The organism is Nonomuraea sp. NPDC050547 (assembly GCF_044457345.1).
Classification (GTDB): domain Bacteria; phylum Actinomycetota; class Actinomycetes; order Streptosporangiales; family Streptosporangiaceae; genus Nonomuraea.
In genome coordinates this window covers 416,307-438,272 of sequence record NZ_JBITGW010000006.1, presented here as the reverse complement: position 1 = coordinate 438,272, position 21,966 = coordinate 416,307, and the positions used below count along the sequence as shown (strand labels likewise).

Below are 21,966 nucleotides of genomic sequence, written 5' to 3'. Positions count from 1 at the left end.
TGCCTGACCAGCCACGCTGATCACGAACCCCGACGCGCCACCACACGCCAGGGTCCGCTGCCGCCTGCCCGCTAACTCTCCGATTTTCGGACTAGAGGCGGGGGCGGGCGCCCAGGTGGACGATGGCCTTGGCGGCCAGGCGGTTGCCCGCGGCCAGGGCCTCGGCCGGAGGCTTGCCGGCCAGCCACGGCGGCAGGAAGCCGGCCGCGAAGGCGTCGCCCGCGCCGGTGCCGTCCACGATGCGGTCGACGGGTTCCGCGGCGGCGCGGACCGGGTCCGGACGGCCGTTGGTGTACCAGAGGGAGCCGTCCGCGTTGAGTTTGATCACCACCTGCGGGAACCACGCGGTGAGCACCTTGACGGCGGCCTCGGGGTCGTCGCGTCCGGTCAGCACCTTGGCCTGGTCGGCGTTGGCGAACAGGAGCTTGGCTCCGTTCGTCCACTCCAGGAACGGCTCGGCCCCGGTGCGCTCCAGCGGCGCCGAGGACGAGCAGTCGATGGAGATCGTCATGCCGCCGCGACGCGCCATGTCCAGCGCGGCCAGACCGGCGTCGCGGGAACCCTCGTTGATCAGCGTGTAGCCGGACAGGTGGAGATGGCTACCTCCGCTGAACAGGTCACGCGGCAGGTCCTCCGGCGACAGGGCGGCGTTGGCCCCGGGGTCGGAGAGCATGGTCCGCTCGCCCTTGTGGGTGACGAGGACCACACAGGTGCCCGTCGGCCGCTCGGGATCCATGACGAGCCGGGCGTCCACGCCGTAGCCCATCAGCTCCATGTCGCGGTTGCGGCCGGTGATGTCGGCGCCCCTGCGGCCGATGAAGGCCACCTCGGCACCTTCCACGGCCAGCCAGGAAGCGATGTTCGCCCCCGATCCGCCGCCGTGCATCGTCACGATCGCGGGTGTGTCGCTGGCTCTGGCGAGCGCATAACGGGCGCGCGCCACCGCGTCGGTCATGAGATCGCCCACCACGACGACCCGCGTCATGAGGCCACCACCTTGCGTCTTCTCGCTATGCCTGCCGCCGCAAAACTAACAGCTCTCGGCCTGCCCGTGGGCAGAGACCGGACACAGGTGCCCAGTCGATGCACAAGCGTTGCCCAACGGTCTTGGCATCTGGGATGCGGGTCTACGCTCGGGACTGTGGATGCACAGTATCCGGCCCACTGGGAGGCCGACGTCGTGCTGGCCGACGGCGGCACAGCGCACGTGCGTCCGATCCGCCCGGCCGACGCCGACCGGCTGCTCGCCTTTTATTCACGGCTGTCCGACGAATCCATCTACTTCCGCTTCTTCGGCCCGCGTCCGAAACTGTCGGACAAGGAAGTGGCCTGGTTCACCAACGTCGACTACGCCAACCGGGTCGCCCTGATCGCCACGATCGGCACGGAGATGGTGGCGGTCATCCGTTACGACCGGGTCAGCGCCACCGAGGGCGAGGTGGCCTTCCTCGTCGAGGACGCCCACCAGGGCCGGGGCGTCGCCTCCGTCCTGCTCGAACACCTGGCGGCCACCGCCCATGAGAACGGCATCGAGACGTTCATCGCCGACGTTCTGCCCGCCAACATGAAGATGATGGGCGTGCTGCGCCAGGCCGGCTACACCGCGCAGAGCCGCTTCGCCGACGGCGTGGTCCGGATGACGCTCGACCTCGCCCCCACCGAGACCTCCGCCGAGGTGACCGCCGCCCGCGAGCACCGCGCCGAGGCGCGTTCCATCGAACGCCTGCTCACGCCCGGTTCCGTCGCGGTCATCGGCGCCTCGCGCGAGCCCGGCGGCGTCGGCCAGACCGTTCTGCGCAACCTGCTGGCCGCCGACTTCACCGGCCCGGTCTACCCGGTGCACCGTGAGGTGCGGGCGGTGGCGGGCGTGCGCGCGTACCCCAGTGTGGGCGCCATCGACGGCGAGGTGGATCTGGCGGTCGTGGCCGTGCCCGCGGAAAGTGTTCTCGACGTGGTGAAGGAGTGCGCGGAGAAGGGTGTTCACGGCCTGGTCGTGGTCTCCTCCGGCTTCGGCGAGACCGGCGCGGGCGGACGGGCCAGACAGGACGAGCTCGCCAGCATCGCCCGCTCCTACGGCCTGCGCGTCGTCGGCCCCAACTGTCTCGGCATCGCCAACACCGACCCCGCCACCCGCCTGAACGCCACCCTCGCCGCCACCCTGCCCGGCCGCGGCCGGGTCGGCTTCTTCAGCCAGTCGGGCGCGCTCGGCACCGCGTTGCTCCAGCGGGTCGCCCAGCGCGGGATGGGCATCTCGTCGTTCGTGTCGGCCGGCAACCGGGCCGACGTCTCCGGCAACGACCTCCTGCAGTACTGGGAGGAGGACGAGGCCAGCGAGGTCATCCTCCTCTACCTCGAATCGCTCGGTAACCCACGCAAGTTCACGCGCCTGGCCAGGCGCATCGCCCGCCGTAAGCCCATCGTGGCGGTGAAGAGCGGCGGCACCCCCGTCGGCCACTCCGCGCGGGCCCTGCGCCTGCCGGACTCCGCGATCAGCTCCCTGTTCGCCCAGGCCGGGCTCATCCGCGTCGACGACCTCATCCAGCTCTTCGACGTGGGACAACTCCTGGCCCACCAGCCGCTGCCCGCGGGCCCCCGCGTCGGCCTGGTCACCAACTCCGACGCGATGGGCCTGCTCGCCGTCCACGCCAGCGCCGACGCCGGCCTTGAGCCCCGCCCGCCCGTCAACCTCGGCGCCTCCGCGGGCCCTTCCGAGTTCGGTACGGCTCTCGCCGACGTTCTGGCCGCCGACGAGGTGGACGCGGCCGTGGTCATCTACATGCCGCCGATCCCCGGCGACACCGCCGGCGTGGCCGCCGAACTGCTGAAGGTCTCCCAGGGCACCGGCAAGCCCGTCCTGGCCACGTTCGAAGGCCACCTGGGCATGCACCCGGATCTCCGCGTGGGCCGCACCCCGGCCAGGGGCTCGATCCCGTCATACGCGGCACCCGAGGAGGCGGTCAGGGCCCTGGCCCACGTGGTCCGGTACTCGGCCTGGCTGGCGCATCCCGCGGGCACGCCCCCCGAACTCCCCGACCTGGACCCGGAGGCCGCCCACACCCTCGTCACCCACCACCTCAACCTGCCCCCCACCGAGGCGGGCGGCCCTGAAGCGGCGGCCGCCTCCGAGACCGGCGGGGCCAGGGAAACGGGGGCCGCCGGTCCTGAGGCCGGGCAGCAGGGTGCCCGGGAGGACGAGGGGTTCGAGCCAGGCGGTCTCCCGGCGCAGGAGGCCGGGGCGGGGCCGGTGGAGATCGATGCCACCGAGTTGCTGGCCTGCTATGGGATCACGGTGTGGCCGGCGCCGATCGTGCGCTCGCCCGACGAGGTGGCGCGGGCGGCCGAACTGCTCGGGTGGCCCGTGGTGGTCAAGGTGACCGGGGCGGAGGCGGCCAGGCGGGCCGGGACCGTGAGGCTCGGGCTCGGCGGGCCCGACGCCGTCCGGGCGGCCTACACCGAGCTGGCCGGGCAGTACGGCGATGCCGTCGAGCTGGCGGTCCAGCGGATGGTCCCGCAGCCCGCCGTACCCACCGTGGTGGGAGTGGCCGAGGACCCGGCGTTCGGTCCGGTCGTCTCGTTCGGCCTGGGAGACGTGACCGCCCGGCTGCTGGAGGATGAGGGGTTCCGGCTGGCACCTTTGACGGCGGAGGACGCGGCGGGACTGATCCGGTCGGTCCGCGCGGCTCCGCTGCTGTTCGGCGAGTACGGCTACCCGCCGGTGGCGGTGGAAGCCCTGGAAGACCTGCTGGTGCGCGTGGGCCGCCTGGCCCACGACCTCCCGGAGGTCGCCCGGCTGGACCTGGACCAGGTGCTGGTCGGGGAGAGCGAGGTCATCGTCCTGGGCGCCAGGGCAGTGCTCAAGACCCCACCCGGCCCCCGCCAGGACGGCGGCCCCCGCCGCCTGACCTAACCCCCGCCCTGCCTAACCCCCGCCCTGCCTAACCCGGCCCGCACGACCTCCCCCGTACGACCTCCCCCGTACGACCTTTTCCACCGAACGGCCTTACCCCTCGAACAGCCTGACCACCGCTCTGCGCCGGCGACCGGGTTCGCCTGGTCGGCGCGCCGACTGTGACCGGGCTACCGGGTTCGGCTGCCCACGGGCCGGGCTGTCGCAAGATCGGGTGGGGTTGGGGCGCTTTCGGGTGGTTATGGGGCGCGCGTTGCGGTGGTGCGCTTGCGCGGCCTGCTTGCCGTGACCCTGGAATGTCCCCGGCCACGGTCGGCGGGTGGGGGTGGGCGGGGCCTGCCGTAACGGAAAGGCCGGCTCGAAAAAGGCCGGCTCGAAACGGAAAGGGAGCGAGCACCCCCGCAAAGGGCTGGTAGCCGTAAGAGGGGAATGGGCGAGGAAAGGAGGCATGGGGTGGGGTATAAGGTGGTCTGTCCGGTGGGTGAGAGCATTGCCGAGCCCTGGCAGGATGGACCCATGAGGGAAACCCGAGTCTCAGCCGCGGGTCTGCGTGAGGCGATCGAGCGCAGCGGCTACTACCCCGACCTCGTCACGGATGCGGTCGAATCCGCGCTGGGCAAGGAGGCCGTGACGGCCTATGTGGTCCATCACGAGGCCACGTTCGACCCCGCCATGGAGGTGCGCAGGCACGTCACCGTGCTGGTGCTGTCCGCCTCGCGCCTGCTCGTCTGCCATACCGACGAGCATCCGGCCGTCGAAGGCGTCTCGGCCTCGCACGCCTCGACCACCACCGAGGCGGTGCGCCTGAGCCGCGTGCAGTCCGTCGCCGTGACCAGGGTGGTCCCCGACCCGGCGTCCTACGTGCCCGGCGTGCCGCCGACTGAGGTGACGCTGACGATCGGCTGGGGCGCCATCTCCCACGTCGACCTCGAACCCGCCACCTGCGGCGACGAGAACTGCGACGCCGACCACGGCTACACGGGCGCGATCACCGCCGACGACCTCTCCCTGCGCGTCAGCGAGGCCGCTGACGGGCCCGAGGCGGTGTCCCACGTCCTGGCGTTCGCCAAGACACTGTCCGAAGCCACTGCGCGCGCCTCGTCGTAGTCGCGCTTTCGGGGGATCTTTCCGTTACGGCGGTGCCGGCCTGCCCCACCCGCCGCGATGGCGCGCGCCCTTCACGGCCGGTAGTGAACGCCCGGGACGTCCCGCCGTGACGACTCCGCCCTTGCCCACCGAAGCCGGGACGGCTCGCCCGGGCGGCACCTGGGTCTCGCCAGAGGCCGGGCGCAACAATCCTCCACCGGGCCAGCAAGGTCCTGGGGCCCGCCGGGTGCGTTCGGGTGCCGTGCCTGGGCCTCTGGCGTGACCGGGTTCGGGATGGTCTATGGGATTTGCCGGAGGCGTCGGGATATGCCCTGGTTTGTGGGTGTTATTAGGATCTGGTCATGAGTCTGGACGCTGTTCCGCTGGTGCCCGGTTATGGTGGGTCCTCGTTGCCGGATCTGCCGCGTTCCCTGATGGCCGCGCTCGGTGTGGGCGACGGCAACGTGCTGGGGCTGGAACCTGCCCGCAGCGTCTGCCTGTTCCTCGTCGACGGCCTGGGCGCCGAGCTTCTGGCCGCCCATCCCGAGACCGCGCCGTTCCTGTCCGGCGCCACGAAAAGGGTGCTGACCGCCGGGTTCCCCGCCACCACGGTCACGAGCCTCTGCTCCCTCGGCACCGGCCTGCCCCCCGGCGAACACGGCATGCTCGGCCTCATGCTCGCCGTGCCCGGCGCCGGACACCTGTTCAACTGCCTGCGCTGGACCCTGCCCGACAAGCAGGTCATGGACCCCCTCACCTGGCAGCCCGCCGAGACCGTCTACCAGAGCGCCGCCGCCGCAGGCGTGACCTGCAGCTATGTGGCGCCCGCCATGTACGAGGGAACCGGCCTGACCGAGGCCGTCTACCGCGGCATCCGCTACCTCGGCGCCGACACCGTCGACCAAAGGGTCGAGGCCGCCGCCGCTGCCCTGGCCGAGCCGCGTGCCCACGTCACCGTCTACTACGGCGACCTCGACGCCATGGGCCACCTCACCGGCTGGGGCACCCCCGAATGGCTCGACCAGCTCGCCATCGTCGACCGCCTGGCCGAACGCCTGGCCGCCGCCCTGCCCCCCGGCGGCGCCCTGTACGTCACCGCCGACCACGGCATGGTCAACGCCCGCGACAAGATCGAGGCCGACCAGACGCCCGGACTGCGCGCGGGCGTCGCGATGCTGGGCGGGGAGGCGAGGGCGCGACACGTGTACGCGGAACCGGGTGCGGCGCACGCCGTCCTCGAGGCCTGGCGTGAGACCCTTGCCGGGCGGGCATGGGTGGTGTCCAGGCAGGAGGCCGTCGATGCCGGTTGGTTCGGGCCGAAAGTGAAGGCGGAGTGGATCGAACGCATCGGTGACGTGGTGGCCGTGCCGTACACCGACCTGGCGATCGTCAACACCGCCCACAAGCTGGAGGCGGCCTTCACGGGCTACCACGGCTCGATGACCACCGCCGAACAACTCATACCACTTCTGGAGGTAAGCAGCAGATGAGCCCGCTCATCACCCCGGCCGAGCTGGCCGAGCCAGGCGATGCCGTGACCTTGCTGGATGTACGCGGCGGGATCAGCGGGCCGCCCGGCATCGACCGCTACCGCGAGGGTCATCTGCCCGGAGCCCTCTTCTGCGACCTCGACGCCGACCTGGCCGCCGCGCCCGGCGCCGGGGGAAGGCATCCGCTGCCCTCCGCCGAGCACTTCCAGAACGCGATGCGCCGCCTGGGCGTCACCCGGGGCAAGACCGTGGTCGTGTACGACGACGCCGGCTCCACGATCGCCGCCCGCGCCTGGTGGAACCTGCGCTACTTCGGCCACGACCAGGTCAAGGTTCTCGACGGCGGCCTGCCCGCCTGGGACGCCCTCGGCCTGCCGATCGTCAAGGACGAACCCACCGTCGCGCCCGGCGACTTCACCGCCGTGCCGGGCGGCATGCCCGTCCTCACCGCCGACGAAGCCGCGTCCCTGGCGAACACCGGTGTCCTGCTGGACGCCCGATCCGCCGAGCGCTACCGCGGCGAAGTGGAGCCCATCGACCCGGTCGCCGGCCACATCCCCGGCGCCGTCAGCGCCCCCACCACCGACAACGTCACCGCCGACGGCCGCTTCCTGGCCGCCTCGGACCTGGACGCCCGCTTCACCGCACTGGGCGTGACCGACGGCACCCCGGTCGGCGCCTACTGCGGCTCCGGCGTCACGGCTGCCCACGAGGTACTCGCCCTGAACCTGGCCGGCTACCCCGCGGCCCTCTACGTCGGCTCCTGGTCCAACTGGGTGGCCAACCCCACTCACCCCATAGCCACCGCCTAACCCACCACCCCGACTACCCGGCCGGCCTGGTGGGTCCGGGTCAGGTGGTCAGGGGGCGGTCGCCGGCGCCGAAGCAGGCGAAGGCGGTTACGCCGGTCTTCGCGGTCGCCTCGGCCAGGGCCCTGGAGGGGGAGTGGCCGGCGGCGAGGAGTTCGTGGAAGCAGGTCATCACGGCCAGCGCCTCCTCGTCCCGCACCGGCACCATGCCGGCGACGACGCACGCCGTACCCTGTGCCAGGAAGGTGCCCGCCAGCCCCAGCGGCGCGCCCTCGCAGGGGGCGCGCGCCATTCCGGCGTCGCACGACGACAGGATCACCAGGCGCGGCGGGTGTTCCAGGCCGAGCAGGTCGTAGGCCATCAGCGGGCCGTCGGTCAGGGTGATGCTCGACAGCAGCGGGCTGCGTGCCTGGAAGACGCCGTGCGCGGCCACGTGGAAGACGTCCACCTCGGCGAGCGCCCGCAGCACGGGCGCGATCCGGGCTTCGATCTCGCGTCCGCCGGGGTGACAGGTCAGCACCTGCCGTACCTCTTCCGGCGCCTCGTTCAGGTCAGGACCGGCGGTCGCGGCCACGAGGGGGGCCGCGCGGCCGGGGCGTGGCGCGGTGCGGGCGCGCAGCCACGGCAGTGCGGCGGCCGTGACGGTCACGGGCCGGCCACGCAGGTACGGCAGCGCCGACCAGGGCAGCGTGTAAAGCGGTCCGGAAGGGACGACGACCAGCGGCCGGTCCCCGATCCAGCCGGCCAGCGGGCGGAACATCATCTGGTCCACCTCCTGCCCGCACATGACCACATCGCCCCCGGCCCCAGGACAGTCGCCCAGCGCCGCCCGCCGCATGGCGTACCGGAGGCGCACCACCGCCTCACCCAGCGAGGACACCTCCGCCAGCCGCCGCATCCGCACGTGTTCAGCGGTGACCACGACGGCGAGCAAGGCCCCTTGGTCGACGATGTACTCCACCAGCGCGGCCCCGCCCAGGTTCTCCTGAACCTCCCGCAGCCATCCCTCCGTCTCGTCCCCACGTTCCGCACCGCTTTCGGCCCCGGCCATCCACGCCCGCGCCTCGGAACCGGACGGGCGGCTCGCGCCCGTGTCGGGGCCGCTCTGCGACGGTCGCCGGGCAACCCCGCCTCCGGCCTCGGTACCCGACAGCCCCAGTTCCTCCGCCCCGCCCGGCACCTGCCCGGTGACGGCCCGCCAGTGCTCGCTCCACTCGAACACCTCCTCGGCCCGCCCACCCCGGACGGCCAGCGCCAGCCCGAACGCCGCCAGCCGCTCCCCGGCCCGAGCCGCATGCGCCCGCAGAGCCGGATCGTCCAGCGACTCCACCTGCCCGCCGACCTCGGCCAGCCCGTCGCGCACCGCGCGGAACGCCCCCGCCGAGTCCTCCTGCAAAGCCGCCTCAAGAGCCAGCGCATGCTGCCGGATGAGCGGCGGAGTGGGCGAAGGCTGCGCCAGATGGGCCGCCTGCGCCTTGGACGCCAGCGGAATCCCCGCCGACGGCCGCACCCGCCGGCATTGCGCCGTGAGGTAGCCGAGCTGCTCGGACGCCGTCGGATGATCGTCGATCGACAACGCGGCCTCCGCCGCCGCCAGCCGCAGCGCCGCCGCGGCCACGGCACACGCGGGACCGAACTCCAGCGCTTCGGCGCACTCGGCCAGCTCGCGCACCAGCGCGGGCGTGACGGGCCCGAGCGCCAGCCTGGCGCGCAGCTCCACCTCCCTGGCCAGCGGCAGCCACGACTCGCGGTCCTGCCCGGCGAGCTCGGCCGCGGCCCGCGCGGCGACCTCGGCGGCGCGCTGCGGGTCGCCGGTGAGGAGTTCGACCTGTGCCAGCTTCAGCCGCGCCTCCGCCAGCGCGGCGTGCGCGCCGGAAGCCTCCAGCTCGGGTACGGCGAGGCTCAGCAACGCCCGGGCCTCCCCGGGCAGGTGCGCGGCCAGCAGTGCGCCGGCGAAGTCGGCCCGCATCGTGGCCAGGCGCTCCGGATACCCGAACAGCGTGTCCTCGCCCGCCCGGTAGTGGGCGAAGGCGGCTGCCAGGTCGCCGCGCCGTACCGCGAGGAAGGGCAGGTTGGCGGCGGCCAGGCGCGTGAGGTGGGCCAGCCCGGCGGCGCGGGAGATCTCCAGGCAGGCGGTGATGTCCTGGGTGGCGCGGTGCCAGTCGCCGCGGTAGGCGCGCACGAGGCCGCGGTTGAGCAGGCCACCGGCCAGGAACCGGCGGTCGTCGACGGTGCCGGGGGCGGTGGCGAGCGTCTCCAGGGAACGGTCGCAGGCGGCGATGGCCTCCTGGTATCGGCCCAGGTGGGCTAAGGCGACGGCCCGCTGCGTGTCGAGCTTGGCGCGGTCGAGCGGGCACAGGTACGCCCAGGCGAGCGCGGCGACGCGCAGCGCCTGCAGGGGATGGCCGCGTTCGGTGCGCACGGTGACGAGGGAGAGCCTGGCCTGGGCCACGCGTCGCGGCGGCGCCGCGGGCGTGGCGATGGCCTTGCGCAGGTGCCGTTCGGCGGCCTGCAGGTCGCCCAGTTCGCGGGCGGCCAGGCCCATGGCGCGCAGAGCGACCACGGCCGCCTCGACGGCGCCGGTGTGCTCGGCCGCGACCAGCACGAGGCGGCCCGCGGCGAGCGCTTGCTCGGGGTCGACCACGGATCTGGACACGGCGGCCTCGGCCGCCGCCAGGATGTCGGGCGCCGCGTCTGGGCGCGCCGGTCGGAGGTCTGGATTGATGGGGGAGTCTGCCTGCTCAGCGGTCATGCCTTGGCCCGGTGAAGTGCTGAGATAGGTCGAGATGGAGGTGAGGCGGCGCGCTGCGGGACGGCGGTGGCTCCGCCGCCCCGTAACTACAGCGCGACCTCTCTGGTCACGGCCGGATACGCAGCCACCTGGTCGCCACGGGCGCCTTGCCCGGACGATGGCAGACTACGTTGAACCAGCCGGGGGGCATTCCCGTGACGGCGAATTGCCCCGTTCCGGCCAGCCGCCGGCTCATGGTCATGTGCGGAGTTCGCACATCGACATGACTGCCTTCGCCTGGATACGGCAGGATCTGCCCTGCCACATCGATGAGCCCGTCGTTCACAGTGAGCTCCAGATCGAAGGTGATGTCGTCGGTGGCGAACCGCACTGTTGTCGGACCTGCCACCCCCCGCACGGTCCGCATGGCGACGCACTCGATGGAGGCGGCGGTCACCACATGTGGGATCCGAAGCGAGTAGGCCTCGCTCGCGGCTGCGGATACGTGATTGGGAACTGGGTCGTTCCCTGCGGCGAGCCTTAGCGCCGCCAGGAGGTAGTCGTCGTTACTCAATGCACCGTCTCCTCGTGTGAGATCAGGGTGCGCAGTTTTTTAAGGCAGCGTTCTCGACTCGGCCCGATGCTGCCTAACGGAAGCCCGAGCCGTACGGCTGACTGCTGATTGCCGACGCGGTGCGCCATCAGAGTCAGGAGCGTCCGGCAGGGCTCGTTGAGTGAGGAGATGGCCTGCCACAGCAGGCGGTGGGCGTCGGCTTCCAGGATGGCCGCCGCCGGATCCGAATCCTCCGCGAGGTCGAGCGGGAGCGGAAGAAGCTCCCTGCGGAGAACGCGCAGCGCTTCGCGCCTGGCCGTGGTTGTCAGCCAGGCACCCAGTCCGGCGGGATTACGGATGGTGTGGAGGTTTTCGACAAGGCGCAGCCAGGCACCCTGGACGGCATCCGCGGCATCGGCGTCGTTGAGCCCGCAGGCGCGGACGACCGACCACATGCGCGGAGTGAACCTGGCCACGAGTTCGTCCCAGGCCATCCGGTCGCCGTCGGCCGCTGCTGCCAGCAATTCCGCTACCGCGCGCGGGTCGCCCATACGGCCTCCTTCCGCCCGGATGCTGCGTCACGAAGAACCCTCACATTGCCCTTCGTGTTGACCTGGGGACTGAGCGTAAACTCTACAGACTCGCGGGAACCACGACCCCCAGATCGGGAATTTGCCGGTCCCCGGCCAAGATCTGACCCGCCGCCTCCTCGGCCGGCGCCTCCCGCGCCAGCGCGGCCACGGCCCCCGCCACCAGCGCCGTGGCGAACGAAGTGCCGCTCCATGTGGCATATCCCTCGAAACCCGGATAACTACTCGCCAGCCACTCGCCCCTGGCGCAGGCGTTCACCCAGGGTCCGTGGGCGGAGAACGGCGAGCGGTGCTCCTCCCCGGCGTCCAGCGCGCCCACGGCGATCACCGACGGCAGCGCCGCCGGCCAGAAGGGACGGTCACCGGCGGTGTTGCCGGCACAGGCGACCGCCACCGTGCCGGGCAGCGCGCCGAGCGCGTCGGCGAGCATCGGCGGCGGCTGGTCGTCGAAGGTGTGGCCGCCGAAGGACAGGTTCAGGACGCACACGGGCCGCGGCGCGGAGCGCAGCCGGTGCAGGGCCCGCACGATGCCCGCCTCGTCGCCGAGCCCCTCGCCGTCCAGCACCCGGCGGACCTTGAGCGCCACGCCGGGGGCGCGGCGCACAAGAAGCCCGGCGATGAACGTCCCGTGGCCCGCCTGGTTGCCCGTGGTCGCGTCGGCGGCCTCCTTGCCCAGCTCGCCGTACCACGCGCTGCGCGACCACCACGGGTGCGGCGACACGCCCGTGTCCAGCAGCCCGACCACGACGGGCGAGCGCTCCCCGCCCGGCCTGAACGGCACCGGCGCGACGGGGAAGGGCCGCGTGGCCGGTCCGCCGAAGAACAACGGCTGCCCGGCGAAGACGTGGTTGGGCGAGGCCCGGTGCCCGCGCCCGCGCAGGTCCAGCGCCAGCTCGCACGGATCCACTCCCGGCGTCAAGCGCAGGGTGCACACGCCGTCGGCCTCCGCCACGGCCTGCGTCCAGCGACCCGCCGCCGATGTCGCGCTGCGGTCGACAAGGAGCTGACCTGGCCGGATGAGGGCCTGCCCGGCAGATTGCATGTCCATGATCGGGTATCTTTCCGCGCCGGGCGCGGTGTCACGTGCCACCGCCGCAACAACTTGGTATGGCCCCCCTCTGGTGTCGGATTGCGACCGACGGTAGTCTCTCCCTAGTCACTTGTGATCATCCTGGGACGAGGCCGTTGGGGAAGGCGCACCTCGTACCGAAACGGGAGGTCCGGTGTCTGCTCGTGGCGTGCTGTACGTCCACTCGGCTCAGCCTGCGCTGTGCCCGCACATTGAATGGGCGGTCGCGGGTATCCTTGGCGTGCCCGTAGACCTGACGTGGACGCCGCAAACCGCCGCGCCCAACGCCGTCCGCGCGCAGGCGGAGTGGGAAGGCCATCCGGGCTTCGCCGCGGCCATCGCCTCCTCGCTCATGGGCTGGCAGCGCATCCGCTTCGAGTGCACCGAGGATGCCTCACCCGGCATCGACGGCTCCCGTCACGCCTACACGCCGACCCTCGGCGCCTTCACGGCGGTGATCGGCGCCTCCGGCGACATCATGATCCCGGAGGACCGGCTGCGGGCGGCGATGATGAAGTCCGCGCAGGGCCGTACCGTCCTGGAGGACGAACTCGACCTCCTGCTCGGGCGGCCGTGGGACGAGGAACTGGAGCCGTTCCGCTACGCGGGCGACGGCGCCCCCGTCCGCTGGCTCCACGCCGCCGTCTAGGACGGCTGGAGGAGGTCGCCGATCGCTTCTTCCAGTTCTGGATGCCGGAACCGGAACCCCATCCCGGTCAGCCGCGCCGGTACGCAGCGCCGCCCGGTCAGCGCGAGCGCCGGGTCTGTGCGGAGCACGCGGGAGCCGAGCCGCACCATCGGCTCGGGAGTGGGCGGCGCGGGAGGGCGTCGTAGGACGCGGCGGAAGGCGGCCATCATCTCGGCGTTGCGCACCGGCCGCGGGCTGGTGGCGTGGACCACTCCGGACAGCGCCGGGTCTTCCGCCGCCCGCCGTACGATCGCGAGAAAGTCCGCGGCGTGCAGCCAGCTCACCCACTGCCGTCCGCCGCCCACGCGCCCGCCGAGTCCCCATCGCACCAGGCCCGTCAGCCGGTCGAGCGCCGGGGTGCCACGGTCGAAGACCACCGCGGTCCGCAGGATCACCTGCCGCCCGCACGGCGCCCCCTCGGCCGCGGCCTCCCAGGCCTTGGCCACTCCCGCCATCTGCGGCGGTCCATCGGCGGGCGGCGACTGCTCGGTCAGCTCGCTCTCCCCGCCCTCGCCGTAGATCGCCAGCGTGCTGAGCTGCAGCCAGACGGCGGGCGGTCCGCCGGCCGCGGCCAGCGCCAAGGCGCGCGTCGGCTCCACGCGGGACCGCGTCAGCAACTCCACGTTGGCCGGGGTGGGCGGGCGGTCCACCAGCTCGCCTGCCAGGTTGATTAGCACCGACCCGCTCAGCTCGGCCGCGAGGTCGCCGTCCCACCCCACCATCCGGAACGGCCAGCCGCGCCGGGGCCGCCTGGTCACGACGACCACGTCATGACCACGCGCGACCAGGTCCACCGACAGGCTCCGCCCCAGGGCGCCGGAACCCCCGGCCAGGACATACTTCACAGACCGAGTATCCAGGACGCCGGAAGGCTCCCCTACAGCGGGATGTTCCCGTGCGCGCCGCGCGCCGGAGTGGCCTGGGCGAGGAGCTTGGCGATGGCGCCGCGCGTCTCCTCCGGCTTGATGACCTCGTCGATCACGCCCAGGTCCTGGGCACGCTCAAGGCCGCCCGCGAGCTTCTTGTGCTCCTCGGCCAGCCGCTGCTCCAGCTCCGGCCGCTCTTCCTCCGGCACGGCGGCCAGTTCGCGGCGCTTGAGCACGCGGATGGCGGCCACCGGGCCCATCACGGCGATCTCGGTGGTCGGCCAGGCGAAGACCTTGGTGGCGCCCAGGGCGCGGGAGTTCATGGCGATGTAGGCCCCGCCGTACGCCTTGCGGGTCACGAGCGTCACGCGCGGGACGGAGGCTTCGGCGAAGGCGTGCAGGAGCTTGGCGCCGCGGCGGACCACGCCGTCGTGTTCCTGGCCGACGCCGGGCAGGTAGCCGGGGACGTCCACGAGGACGACCAGCGGCACCCCAAAAGCATCACACATGCGAACAAATCGGGCGGCCTTTTCGGCGGAGGTGGCGTCGAGGCAGCCGCCCAGCCGCAGCGGGTTGTTCGCGATCACGCCGACCGTGCGGCCGCCCAGGCGGCCCAGCGAGGTGACCACGTTCGGCGCCCACTTGGGGTGCAGCTCCACGCCCTGCTCGTCCAGCAGGCCGTTGACGAGCGGCTTGACGTCGTAGGCGCGGCGGGGGGACTCCGGCAGCAGCGTGCTGAAGTCGACCTCCTCCACGCCCGGCAGGCGTACCCGGCCCTGGTGGCCGAGCAGGCAGGCCAGCTCGCGGGCCTTCACGTACGCCTCGGTCTCGGTCTTGGTGACGACGTGCACGACGCCGCTGCGCTTGCCATGGGGCTCGGGACCGCCCAGCGCGGCGGCGTCGACGTCCTCGCCGGTGACGCTGCGGACGACGTCGGGACCGGTCACGAAGATCCGGCCCTGGTCGGCCAGGATGACGATGTCGGTCAGCGCGGGCCCGTAGGCCGCGCCGCCGGCGGCGGCGCCGACCACGACGGAGATCTGCGGGACGACGCCGGAGGCCTTGGTCATCGCGAAGAAGACCCGGCCGACGGCGTGCAGCGACTCGACGCCTTCGGCGAGTCGCGCACCACCGGAGTGCCAGATCCCGAGGACCGGCACCCGTTCACGGACGGCCACGTCGTAGGCGTGCACGATGTGCTCGCAGCCTTCGCTGCCCATCGCGCCGCCCTGGAAGCGGGCGTCACTGCAGAACGCGACGACGGGGACACCCTCGACGCGGCCCATGGCGGCCAGAACGCCGCTCTTGTCCTGAGGAGTGATCAACCGCAGCGAACCCTCGTCGAGCAGCGCGGAGAGACGGACGAAGGGGTCGCGCGGATCAGCGGGCTCCGAATCGGAGCCATGCGTCACCACCCGGTTGTCCAGCACGGTCATCGAGAACTCCTCAGTGCGATGCGAACACGACGGTCACGTTGTGACCGCCGAAGCCGAACGAGTTGTTCACCGCGGCGATGTCGCCTTCGGGCAGCGCGCGGTTCTGGCCGTAGACGAGATCCACTTCGATGCCGTCGTCGACATCGGAGAGGTTGATGGTGGCCGGCACGATCCGGTCGCGGATGGCCTTGATCGTGAAGACGGACTCGATGCCGCCCGCGCCGCCGAGCAGGTGACCCGTCATCGACTTGGTCGAGGTCACCAGCGGGTGGGTGCCGATCGCCTTGGCGATGGCCACCACTTCGCCCACGTCGCCCGCGGGCGTCGAGGTGGCGTGCGCGTTGACGTGCCTGACGTCGAGGCCGCTCACGCCCGCGTCGCCGAGGGCCTGGGTCATCGCCTGGATGATGCCGCGGCCGTCGGGCTCGGGCTGGGTGATGTGGTGGGCGTCGGCGGAGTAGCCGACGCCGGCGGCGTAGGCGTAGATGCGCGCGCCGCGGGCGCGGGCGTGCTCCTCCGACTCCAGGACCACGATGCCGGCGCCCTCGCCGAGCACGAAGCCGTCACGGCCACGGTCCCAGGGACGCGAGGCGCCCTGAGGGTCGTCGTTGCGCGTGGACATCGCGCGGGCGGCGGCGAACGCGGCGATGTTGAGGCCGTGGATCGCCGCCTCGGTGCCGCCGGCGACGACGACGTCGGCGCGGCCGGAACGGATCATGTCCATCGCGTAGCCGATGGCCTCGGCGCCCGAGGCGCAGGCCGACACCGTCGCGTGCACGCCGGCCTGGGCCTTGAGATCGAGGCCGATCCACGCGGCGGGGCCGTTGGGCATGAGCATCGGCACGGTGAAGGGCGAAAGGCGGTTCCAGCCCTTCTCCTTCCACGTGTCGTAGGCGGACAGGGTGGTGCTGATGCCGCCGATGCCGCTGGAGACTACGACGCCGAGCCGCTCGGGAGCGATCTCGGGCGCGCCCGCGTCCTGCCACGCCTCACGCGCGGCGACGAGCGCGAACTGCTCGCTGCGGTCGAGCCGCCGGGCCTCGGGCCTGGGCAGGACCTCGGCCGGGTCGACCGCCGCCTTGCCCGCGAACTTCACGGGGACGTGGTCGACCCAGTCTTCGGTGAGAGTCTCCACACCAGACTGACCGGCGAGGAGCGCCGACCAGGTCGAGGTGACGTCTCCACCGACGGGCGTGGTCGCGCCGAGCCCGGTGACGACGACACGTACCCGGTTTGCACTCACGTGTTTACGCTCCTTGTCGATCAGAGGAAGAGGGCGGTTCAGCCCTGGATGTAGGTGAGGACGTCCTTGACCGTCTTCAGGTTCTTGAGCTGGTCGTCGGGGATCTCCACACCGAACTCGTCCTGAGCGGCCACGGCGATCTCGACCATGGACAGGGAGTCGATGTCGAGGTCGTCCACGAAGTTCTTCTCGGGAGTCACATCCGAGGCCGGAATGCCGGTGATCTCGTTGATGATCTTGCCGATGCCTTCGAGGATCTCCTGCTCGGTCGCCATCTCGCTAGTTCTCCTTCTGAGTTTTCTTGATGATGTACGGCATCGCCGCACAAGCCTTTGTGTGCCGGTACGGCGCAGCCGTACCGGATCCTACGGAATTTCGATGACCTGTCCCGCATAGGTGAGCCCGGCGCCGAACCCGAGCAGCAGGGCGAGCCCGCCGGAACGGACCTCCCCGCGCTCGATCATGCGCGAGAGCGCCATGGGGACCGAGGCCGCCGAGGTGTTGCCCGCGGTCACGATGTCGCGGGCGACGACCGCGTCCGGGGCGCCGATCTTGCGGGCGATCGCCTCGATGATGCGCAGGTTCGCCTGGTGGGGGACGAAGGCCGACAGGTCGGCCGGGTCGACCCCGGCGCGCTCGCAGGCCTCCTTGGCCACCGGGTGCAGGGTCGTGGTCGCCCAGCGGAAGACCGTCTGGCCCTCCTGGCGCAGGAAGGTGTCGCGCTCGTCGATGATGATCGCGTCGGACTTGTCGCCCGAGCTGCCCCACACGACGGGGCCGATGCGCGGCACGTCGGAGGGGCCCACCACGGCCGCGCCCGCGCCGTCGGCGAAGATCACGGCTGTGGAGCGGTCCGTCCAGTCGACCCACTGGGAGAGCTTCTCCGCGCCGATCACCAGCACGTTGCGCGCGGCGCCGCCGCGGACGGCGGCGCTGGCGGTGGCCAGCGCGTAGCAGAAGCCGGCGCACGCGGCGTTGACGTCGAACGCGCCGGGCGAGTGGATGCCCAGGCGGTGCGCCACGATGGCGGCCGCGTTGGGGATCTGGGTCTCCAGGGTGCAGGTGGCGACGATGACCAGGTCGATCTCGTCGGCCGACAGGCCGCTGGCCGCGAGGGCCTTGCCGCCGGCCTGAGTGGCCATGTCCTCAAGGGACTCCTCGGGACCGGCGACCCGGCGCTCCTTGATGCCGACCCTGGACTGGATCCACTCGTCGTTGGTGTCCATGGTCTTGGCCAGGTCGTCGTTGGTGACGATGCCGGCGGGCTGGTAGTGGCCCAGGGCCAGAATCCTGGCTCCCGGTGCGGCGTCGGGAATCCTCACTTGATCAGCTCCCTGGCAGCGTCGAGGTCGTCCGGAGTCTTCAGCGCCACGGTCTGAACACCGCGCATGCCACGCTTGGCCAGCCCGGTCAGCGTGCCGCCGGGCAGCAGCTCGATCATCGTGGTGACGCCGAGCTCGGTCATCGTGGCCATGCAGGAGTCCCATCTGACGGGGTTGCTCACCTGGTTGATGAGCCGCTCGACGAAGTCGGCGCCACCCGCGACGACCTGTCCGTCGGCGTTCGACAGAAGCTTCACCCGCGGGTCGGCCGGGGTGATCGCGGCGGCGCTCTCGCGCATCGCGGTCACGGCCGCGGCCATGTGGGTGGTGTGGAACGCGCCGGCGACCTTCAGCGGAATGAGCCGGGCGCGCGCCGGCGCCTGCTCCTTCAACGCGGCGAGTTGCCCGAGTGTTCCGCCGGCGACGATCTGGCCGGCGCCGTTGATGTTGGCGGGGGTCAGGCCGTGCTCCCGAAGGGCGGCCAGGACCTCTTCCTCCACGCCGCCCAGGATGGCGGTCATGCCGGTCTCGGTGACGGCGGCGGCCTTGGCCATGGCCTGGGCGCGTACGCGGACCAGGTCGAGCGCCTGCTCGGCGCTGATGACCCCGGCGAGCGCGGCGGCGGCCAGCTCGCCGACGCTGTGGCCGGCCAGCAGGTCGGGGCTCGCGCCGAGCGCCTCGGCCGAGGCCAGCGCGGTGGCCACGAGCAGCGGCTGGGCGACGGCGGTGTCCTTGATCTCGTCCTCGCCGGCGGTGGTGCCGTAGGCGATCAGGTCGATGCCCGCGACGTCGGACCACGCGGCCAGGCGATCGGCGAGTCCGGGCAGCTCAAGCCAGGGTGTGAGGAAGCCGGGTGACTGGGCGCCTTGGCCCGGAGCGACGAGTACAAGCACGAAATCCACGATGCCCTGTAGAAGTTCGACACGCGGCTGGAGATCCGTACGAACTTTGTCCAGGCGGTTTTGTAGGAACTCTACAGTGGGGGTAACAGCCGCGTTACGTTAGGGCTCGCCAGGTTACCGCGCTCTCCGACAGGCGTCCAAGGATGAGCCCGACCTGCAGCGTGAAGGCCGACCTGCCCTCGGTCGGCTGGTACCCGGTGAGCTCGGTGATCTTCTTCAGCCGGTACCTGACCGTGTTGGGGTGGACGAACAGCAGCCTGGCCGTCGCCTCCAGCGAGGTGCCCTGTTCGAGGTAGGTGGCGAGGGTGTCGAGCAGCGGCGTGCCGGCCAGCGGCAGGTAGACGTTCTCCACCAGCTGCCGCCTGGCGTCGTCGTCGCCGTCGAGCGCGCGTTCGGCCAGCAGGTCCTCGGCGTGCACGGGACGGGGCGCGTCCGGCCAGCCCGACGAGGCCTTGAGCCCGGCCAGCGCGGCACTGGCCGAACGGGCGGCGGCGTGCAGGTCGGGCACCTCGGGGCCGATCACGATCGGGCCCTCGCCGAAGCGGGCCACGACCGGCCTGGCCGCCTCCTCGACGCCCTCCGCGCCGCCCACGATCACGATCAGCCGGTCGGCCTGCACGCCGGCGAGCAGGTCCATGCCGATGCGGCGGCCCTTCTCGCGCAGGCCGTCGATCACCGCGCGCGGGTCGCCCTCGGGGGCGCGCCCGGCGATGACGACGACCGGCGAGGAGGTCCAGCCGAGCGCGGCCGCCCAGGAGTGGAGGCCGTCGTCGACCTCGCCGCGCACCAGGGCGTCGACGATCAGCGCCTCCAGGCGGGAGTCCCAGGAGCCGCGGGCCTCGGCCTCGCGGGCATAGACGTGGGCGGCGGCGAAGGCCACGTCGCGCGTGTAGCGGAGCATGGCCTGCTGGAGCTGGTCCTCGCCGCCGGGGGCGGCCAGCTGGTCGGTCTGCGTCTCGACGACCTCGACCACCGCCCTGATGATGTCGACCGTCTGCTGGAGCGAGATGACCCGCTTGAGCTCGCGCGGGGCCGTACCGAAGAACTCGATGCTGGGGGTGGGGCGTTTCTCGTCGGCGTGCTGGAACCACTCGACGAACGCGGCTATGCCCGCCTGCGCCACCAGCCCGACCCAGGATCGGTCCTCCGCGCTGAGCGCGCGGAACCAGGGCAGCCGATCGTCCATGCGCGCCATGGCCGCGGTGCCGAGGGCGCCCATCGCGCGCTCAAGCCGCCGTGTGGTGTCTTCCCGGGTCGTCACCCTTCTAGGGTGCCAGGTCGGTTCAGATGACCGCGACGGCGGTGATCAGGCCGATCGCCAGATGGGTCACCGCCAGCAGGCGCGCGCCGGGCTGCAGTTCGGGCTCCTTGACCAGCTCACGCACCTCGATGCCGACAATCTTGTCGAACACGAGCATCGCCACCGTCTGTACGGCGATGCCGACCAGGCCGAAGACCGCGGTGGTCGCCAGGCCCTCGACGAGGCGGCCGCCGGAGGCCCAGATGGAGGCGGCCACGATGAGGCCCACCGCCGCCAGGCCCGAGGTGGTCAGGAGGGTGGCGTTGGGGTTGCGGTCGGTCTTGATGATCTGGCTCAGCTTGCCGGGGATGGCCAGGTCGATGACGTAGAAGCCGACGATCATCAGGATGACGCCGAGCGCGGCGTAGGAGGCGATGAATCCGGCGCCGCGGGCAAGGGTTTCGAGAAGGGTCACGTCAGCTCGCTATCCGGTGAGGTACGAAGGAGGAGGTGTCGTCGGTGATGTAGCCGGTGGTCTCCCGGATGCCCAGGCCGGCCGACTCGTCGGCGACGACCCAGGCGCCCAGCACGGGACGCTGGCCGTCGAAGACGGGCAGGGCCTCGAAGCCCTGGTAGACGTAGCCTTCCGCGCCGTAGGTCCCGGTGGTCTCCTGGCCGCCCGTGGGGGTCACGATGCGCATCGAGGCGCCTTCCCTGCCGAGCAGCGGCTTGGCGATGTAGGACGACATCTCGCGCGGCCCGTCGAGGTAGGCGGGCAGCAGGTTCGGGTGGCCGGGGTACAGCTCCCACAGGAGCGCCAGCAGCGCCTTGTTCGACAGCAGGGTCTTCCACAGCGGCTCGATCCAGGTGGCGTGCCGTACCGCGTGCCTGCCGAAGTCGTCGGCCAGCATCCACTCCCACGGATAGAGCTTGAACGCCGACCGGATCCAGCGCTGCTCCAGGTCCACGAAGCGGCGGCCGGCGCCGTCCCAGCCGATGTCCTCCATGGCGATGGCGACGGTGGGGCGTCCGGCCTGCTCGGCGGTCTCCTGCAGGTAGGCCAGCGTCATGGCCTCCTCGCCCGTCTCGTCCATGTTGGTCCAGGCGAAGTGAGTGGGGCCGGGTGGCAGCCGCAGGTCCTTCCAGCGGTCGATGAGCCGCTCGTGGACGGAGTTCCACTGGTCGTCATCGGGGTGGGTGTCCTTCAGCCAGAACCACTGCACCACCGACGACTCCACCAGCGAGGTGGGCGTGTCGGCGTTGTACTCCAGCAGCTTGGCCGGGCCCGTCCCGTCGTAGCGCAGGTCGAAGCGGGCGTACAGGTGGTCGTCGCGCCGTTCCCACGAGCGGGCGACGTCCTCGCGCGCCCACTCGGGGATGGCGAAGTCGGCGTAGCGGCCGGTCGAGACCACGTGCTCCACCGCGCGCAGGCACATCTGGTGGAGCTCCTCGACCTGCGACTCCAGTGCCAGGACCTCGTCCATGGTGAAGACGTAGTGGGCGGACTCGTCCCAGTAGGGCCGGGTCAGTCCCGCCGGGTGCGCGGCCCGGTGGTAGGCCAGGCCCTGGCTCTCGATCGTCTTCTCCCACCCGTCGCGGGGCGTGCCCGTCTCGCGTCGCACCGCTCAGCCTCCCACCGTCGTACGCCCGCCGAAGCCGTCGCGCGAGATGCGGCCCGACTTGCCGATCTCGTCGCCGTCGCGGGTGGTGATGTGGACGCCGCGCGGGCGCCGGGGCGAGCCGTCGGTGACGTGGCGATTGGTTCTGGTTCCGCCGTAGTACCACATGTACGTGCCGTGCCTGCCCGCTCCGTCGCACTTCTCGTCGCCGGCCACCGTGTAGCGGCCGTCGTCCTCGCTGTCGCGCACCACGCAGTGCGCGGTGACCTCGTCCTCTTCGTCGTCCTCGTGCACGGTCACCGGTGACCGCTCGTACACCGGAGGCGGTTGCTGCGCGCAGGCGCCGAGCATCAGTGCCGACAGCGTGGCCACCGCGCCGATCGAGACGTTCTGGGAGGCCAGGCGCCGGCTCACA

Annotated in this window: 20 protein-coding genes; 5 read left to right on the top strand and 15 right to left on the bottom strand. The window is 71.9% G+C overall.

The window, feature by feature from the left end; genetic code table 11:
* Positions 1 to 91: 91 nt before the first annotated feature.
* The gene (locus tag ACIBHY_RS18330; protein ID WP_397242003.1) at positions 92 to 985 is read right to left on the bottom strand and encodes a carbohydrate kinase family protein; all 894 of its coding nucleotides are present in this window, start codon (positions 983 to 985) and stop codon (positions 92 to 94) included.
* A 156-nt stretch (positions 986 to 1,141) separates the two neighbouring features.
* Here ACIBHY_RS18330 and ACIBHY_RS18325 point away from each other — a divergent pair, with 156 nt between their 5' ends.
* The 4 genes from ACIBHY_RS18325 to ACIBHY_RS18310 all read left to right on the top strand — a co-directional run bounded on the left by ACIBHY_RS18325 (position 1,142) and on the right by ACIBHY_RS18310 (position 7,295).
* Positions 1,142 to 3,907: a GNAT family N-acetyltransferase gene (locus tag ACIBHY_RS18325; RefSeq protein ID WP_397307273.1), complete on the top strand. Its 2,766-nt coding sequence runs from the start codon at positions 1,142 to 1,144 to the stop codon at positions 3,905 to 3,907.
* A 516-nt stretch (positions 3,908 to 4,423) separates the two neighbouring features.
* Positions 4,424 to 5,014, top strand: a complete 591-nt coding sequence (locus ACIBHY_RS18320; protein WP_184974372.1) for a DUF5998 family protein — start codon at positions 4,424 to 4,426, stop codon at positions 5,012 to 5,014.
* 341 nt (positions 5,015 to 5,355) lie between these two features.
* A complete protein-coding gene (locus ACIBHY_RS18315; protein WP_397242007.1) occupies positions 5,356 to 6,483 on the top strand; it encodes an alkaline phosphatase family protein in 1,128 nt (375 codons plus the stop codon).
* Complete coding sequence (locus ACIBHY_RS18310; RefSeq protein ID WP_397307272.1) at positions 6,480 to 7,295, top strand: sulfurtransferase; 816 nt, start codon at positions 6,480 to 6,482, stop codon at positions 7,293 to 7,295. The genes ACIBHY_RS18315 and ACIBHY_RS18310 overlap by 4 nt, the downstream gene beginning before the upstream one ends.
* A gap of 40 nt (positions 7,296 to 7,335) precedes the next feature.
* Here ACIBHY_RS18310 and ACIBHY_RS18305 read toward each other — a convergent pair whose 3' ends face one another.
* The 4 genes from ACIBHY_RS18305 to ACIBHY_RS18290 all read right to left on the bottom strand — a co-directional run bounded on the left by ACIBHY_RS18305 (position 7,336) and on the right by ACIBHY_RS18290 (position 12,214).
* Positions 7,336 to 9,948 (bottom strand): CHAT domain-containing protein, encoded by a 2,613-nt coding sequence (locus tag ACIBHY_RS18305; protein WP_397242011.1) that lies wholly within the window; start codon positions 9,946 to 9,948, stop codon positions 7,336 to 7,338.
* 202 nt (positions 9,949 to 10,150) lie between these two features.
* The gene (locus ACIBHY_RS18300) at positions 10,151 to 10,597 is read right to left on the bottom strand and encodes a hypothetical protein (protein ID WP_397242013.1); all 447 of its coding nucleotides are present in this window, start codon (positions 10,595 to 10,597) and stop codon (positions 10,151 to 10,153) included.
* Positions 10,594 to 11,127 carry an RNA polymerase sigma factor gene (locus ACIBHY_RS18295; RefSeq protein ID WP_397242015.1) on the bottom strand — a complete coding sequence of 178 codons (534 nt, stop codon included), beginning with the start codon at positions 11,125 to 11,127 and terminating at the stop codon, positions 10,594 to 10,596. The genes ACIBHY_RS18300 and ACIBHY_RS18295 overlap by 4 nt, the downstream gene beginning before the upstream one ends.
* Positions 11,128 to 11,209: 82 nt before the next feature.
* Positions 11,210 to 12,214 (bottom strand): S8 family peptidase, encoded by a 1,005-nt coding sequence (locus tag ACIBHY_RS18290; protein ID WP_397307271.1) that lies wholly within the window; start codon positions 12,212 to 12,214, stop codon positions 11,210 to 11,212.
* 175 nt (positions 12,215 to 12,389) lie between these two features.
* Here ACIBHY_RS18290 and ACIBHY_RS18285 point away from each other — a divergent pair, with 175 nt between their 5' ends.
* Positions 12,390 to 12,884: a DUF3145 domain-containing protein gene (locus ACIBHY_RS18285; RefSeq protein WP_379609531.1), complete on the top strand. Its 495-nt coding sequence runs from the start codon at positions 12,390 to 12,392 to the stop codon at positions 12,882 to 12,884.
* Here ACIBHY_RS18285 and ACIBHY_RS18280 read toward each other — a convergent pair.
* The 10 genes from ACIBHY_RS18280 to ACIBHY_RS18235 form a co-directional block, all read right to left on the bottom strand.
* A complete protein-coding gene (locus tag ACIBHY_RS18280) occupies positions 12,881 to 13,768 on the bottom strand; it encodes a DUF1731 domain-containing protein (protein WP_397307270.1) in 888 nt (295 codons plus the stop codon). The two genes, ACIBHY_RS18285 and ACIBHY_RS18280, sit on opposite strands and share 4 nt — an antisense overlap.
* Positions 13,769 to 13,800: 32 nt before the next feature.
* On the bottom strand, positions 13,801 to 15,225 hold the full coding sequence (locus ACIBHY_RS18275) for an acyl-CoA carboxylase subunit beta (protein WP_397242022.1): 1,425 nt from the start codon (positions 15,223 to 15,225) through the stop codon (positions 13,801 to 13,803).
* Positions 15,226 to 15,235: 10 nt separating this feature from the next.
* Positions 15,236 to 16,468, bottom strand: a complete 1,233-nt coding sequence (gene fabF / locus ACIBHY_RS18270) for a beta-ketoacyl-ACP synthase II (protein WP_397242024.1) — start codon at positions 16,466 to 16,468, stop codon at positions 15,236 to 15,238.
* Between the two features lie 38 nt (positions 16,469 to 16,506).
* Positions 16,507 to 16,743: an acyl carrier protein gene (locus tag ACIBHY_RS18265; protein ID WP_397242026.1), complete on the bottom strand. Its 237-nt coding sequence runs from the start codon at positions 16,741 to 16,743 to the stop codon at positions 16,507 to 16,509.
* A gap of 90 nt (positions 16,744 to 16,833) precedes the next feature.
* Positions 16,834 to 17,790, bottom strand: a complete 957-nt coding sequence (locus tag ACIBHY_RS18260) for a beta-ketoacyl-ACP synthase III (protein ID WP_397307269.1) — start codon at positions 17,788 to 17,790, stop codon at positions 16,834 to 16,836.
* Positions 17,787 to 18,683 (bottom strand): ACP S-malonyltransferase, encoded by an 897-nt coding sequence (locus ACIBHY_RS18255; RefSeq protein WP_397307268.1) that lies wholly within the window; start codon positions 18,681 to 18,683, stop codon positions 17,787 to 17,789. Before ACIBHY_RS18255 ends, ACIBHY_RS18260 begins: the two co-directional genes overlap by 4 nt.
* Before the next feature lie 103 nt (positions 18,684 to 18,786).
* Positions 18,787 to 19,911, bottom strand: coding sequence for a CdaR family transcriptional regulator (locus ACIBHY_RS18250; protein WP_184974587.1), 1,125 nt, complete (start codon positions 19,909 to 19,911; stop codon positions 18,787 to 18,789).
* A 64-nt stretch (positions 19,912 to 19,975) separates the two neighbouring features.
* Positions 19,976 to 20,407, bottom strand: coding sequence for a DUF350 domain-containing protein (locus ACIBHY_RS18245; RefSeq protein WP_379609537.1), 432 nt, complete (start codon positions 20,405 to 20,407; stop codon positions 19,976 to 19,978).
* A gap of 1 nt (position 20,408) precedes the next feature.
* Complete coding sequence (locus ACIBHY_RS18240) at positions 20,409 to 21,554, bottom strand: glutathionylspermidine synthase family protein (protein ID WP_397307267.1); 1,146 nt, start codon at positions 21,552 to 21,554, stop codon at positions 20,409 to 20,411.
* 3 nt (positions 21,555 to 21,557) lie between these two features.
* A complete protein-coding gene (locus tag ACIBHY_RS18235; RefSeq protein WP_397242034.1) occupies positions 21,558 to 21,965 on the bottom strand; it encodes a hypothetical protein in 408 nt (135 codons plus the stop codon).
* Position 21,966: the final 1 nt, after the last annotated feature.

Bases quoted from the DNA above. Each gene is read 5' to 3' on its own strand.
- ACIBHY_RS18330 (WP_397242003.1), bottom strand. From the start codon at position 985: ATGACGCGGGTCGTCGTGGTGGGCGATCTCATGACCGACGCGGTGGCG.
- ACIBHY_RS18320 (WP_184974372.1), top strand. From the start codon at position 4,424: ATGAGGGAAACCCGAGTCTCAGCCGCGGGTCTGCGTGAGGCGATCGAG.
- ACIBHY_RS18315 (WP_397242007.1), top strand. From the start codon at position 5,356: ATGAGTCTGGACGCTGTTCCGCTGGTGCCCGGTTATGGTGGGTCCTCG.
- ACIBHY_RS18310 (WP_397307272.1), top strand. From the start codon at position 6,480: ATGAGCCCGCTCATCACCCCGGCCGAGCTGGCCGAGCCAGGCGATGCC.
- ACIBHY_RS18295 (WP_397242015.1), bottom strand. From the start codon at position 11,127: ATGGGCGACCCGCGCGCGGTAGCGGAATTGCTGGCAGCAGCGGCCGAC.
- ACIBHY_RS18290 (WP_397307271.1), bottom strand. From the start codon at position 12,214: ATGGACATGCAATCTGCCGGGCAGGCCCTCATCCGGCCAGGTCAGCTC.
- ACIBHY_RS18275 (WP_397242022.1), bottom strand. From the start codon at position 15,225: ATGACCGTGCTGGACAACCGGGTGGTGACGCATGGCTCCGATTCGGAG.
- ACIBHY_RS18265 (WP_397242026.1), bottom strand. From the start codon at position 16,743: ATGGCGACCGAGCAGGAGATCCTCGAAGGCATCGGCAAGATCATCAAC.
- ACIBHY_RS18250 (WP_184974587.1), bottom strand. From the start codon at position 19,911: ATGGGCGCCCTCGGCACCGCGGCCATGGCGCGCATGGACGATCGGCTG.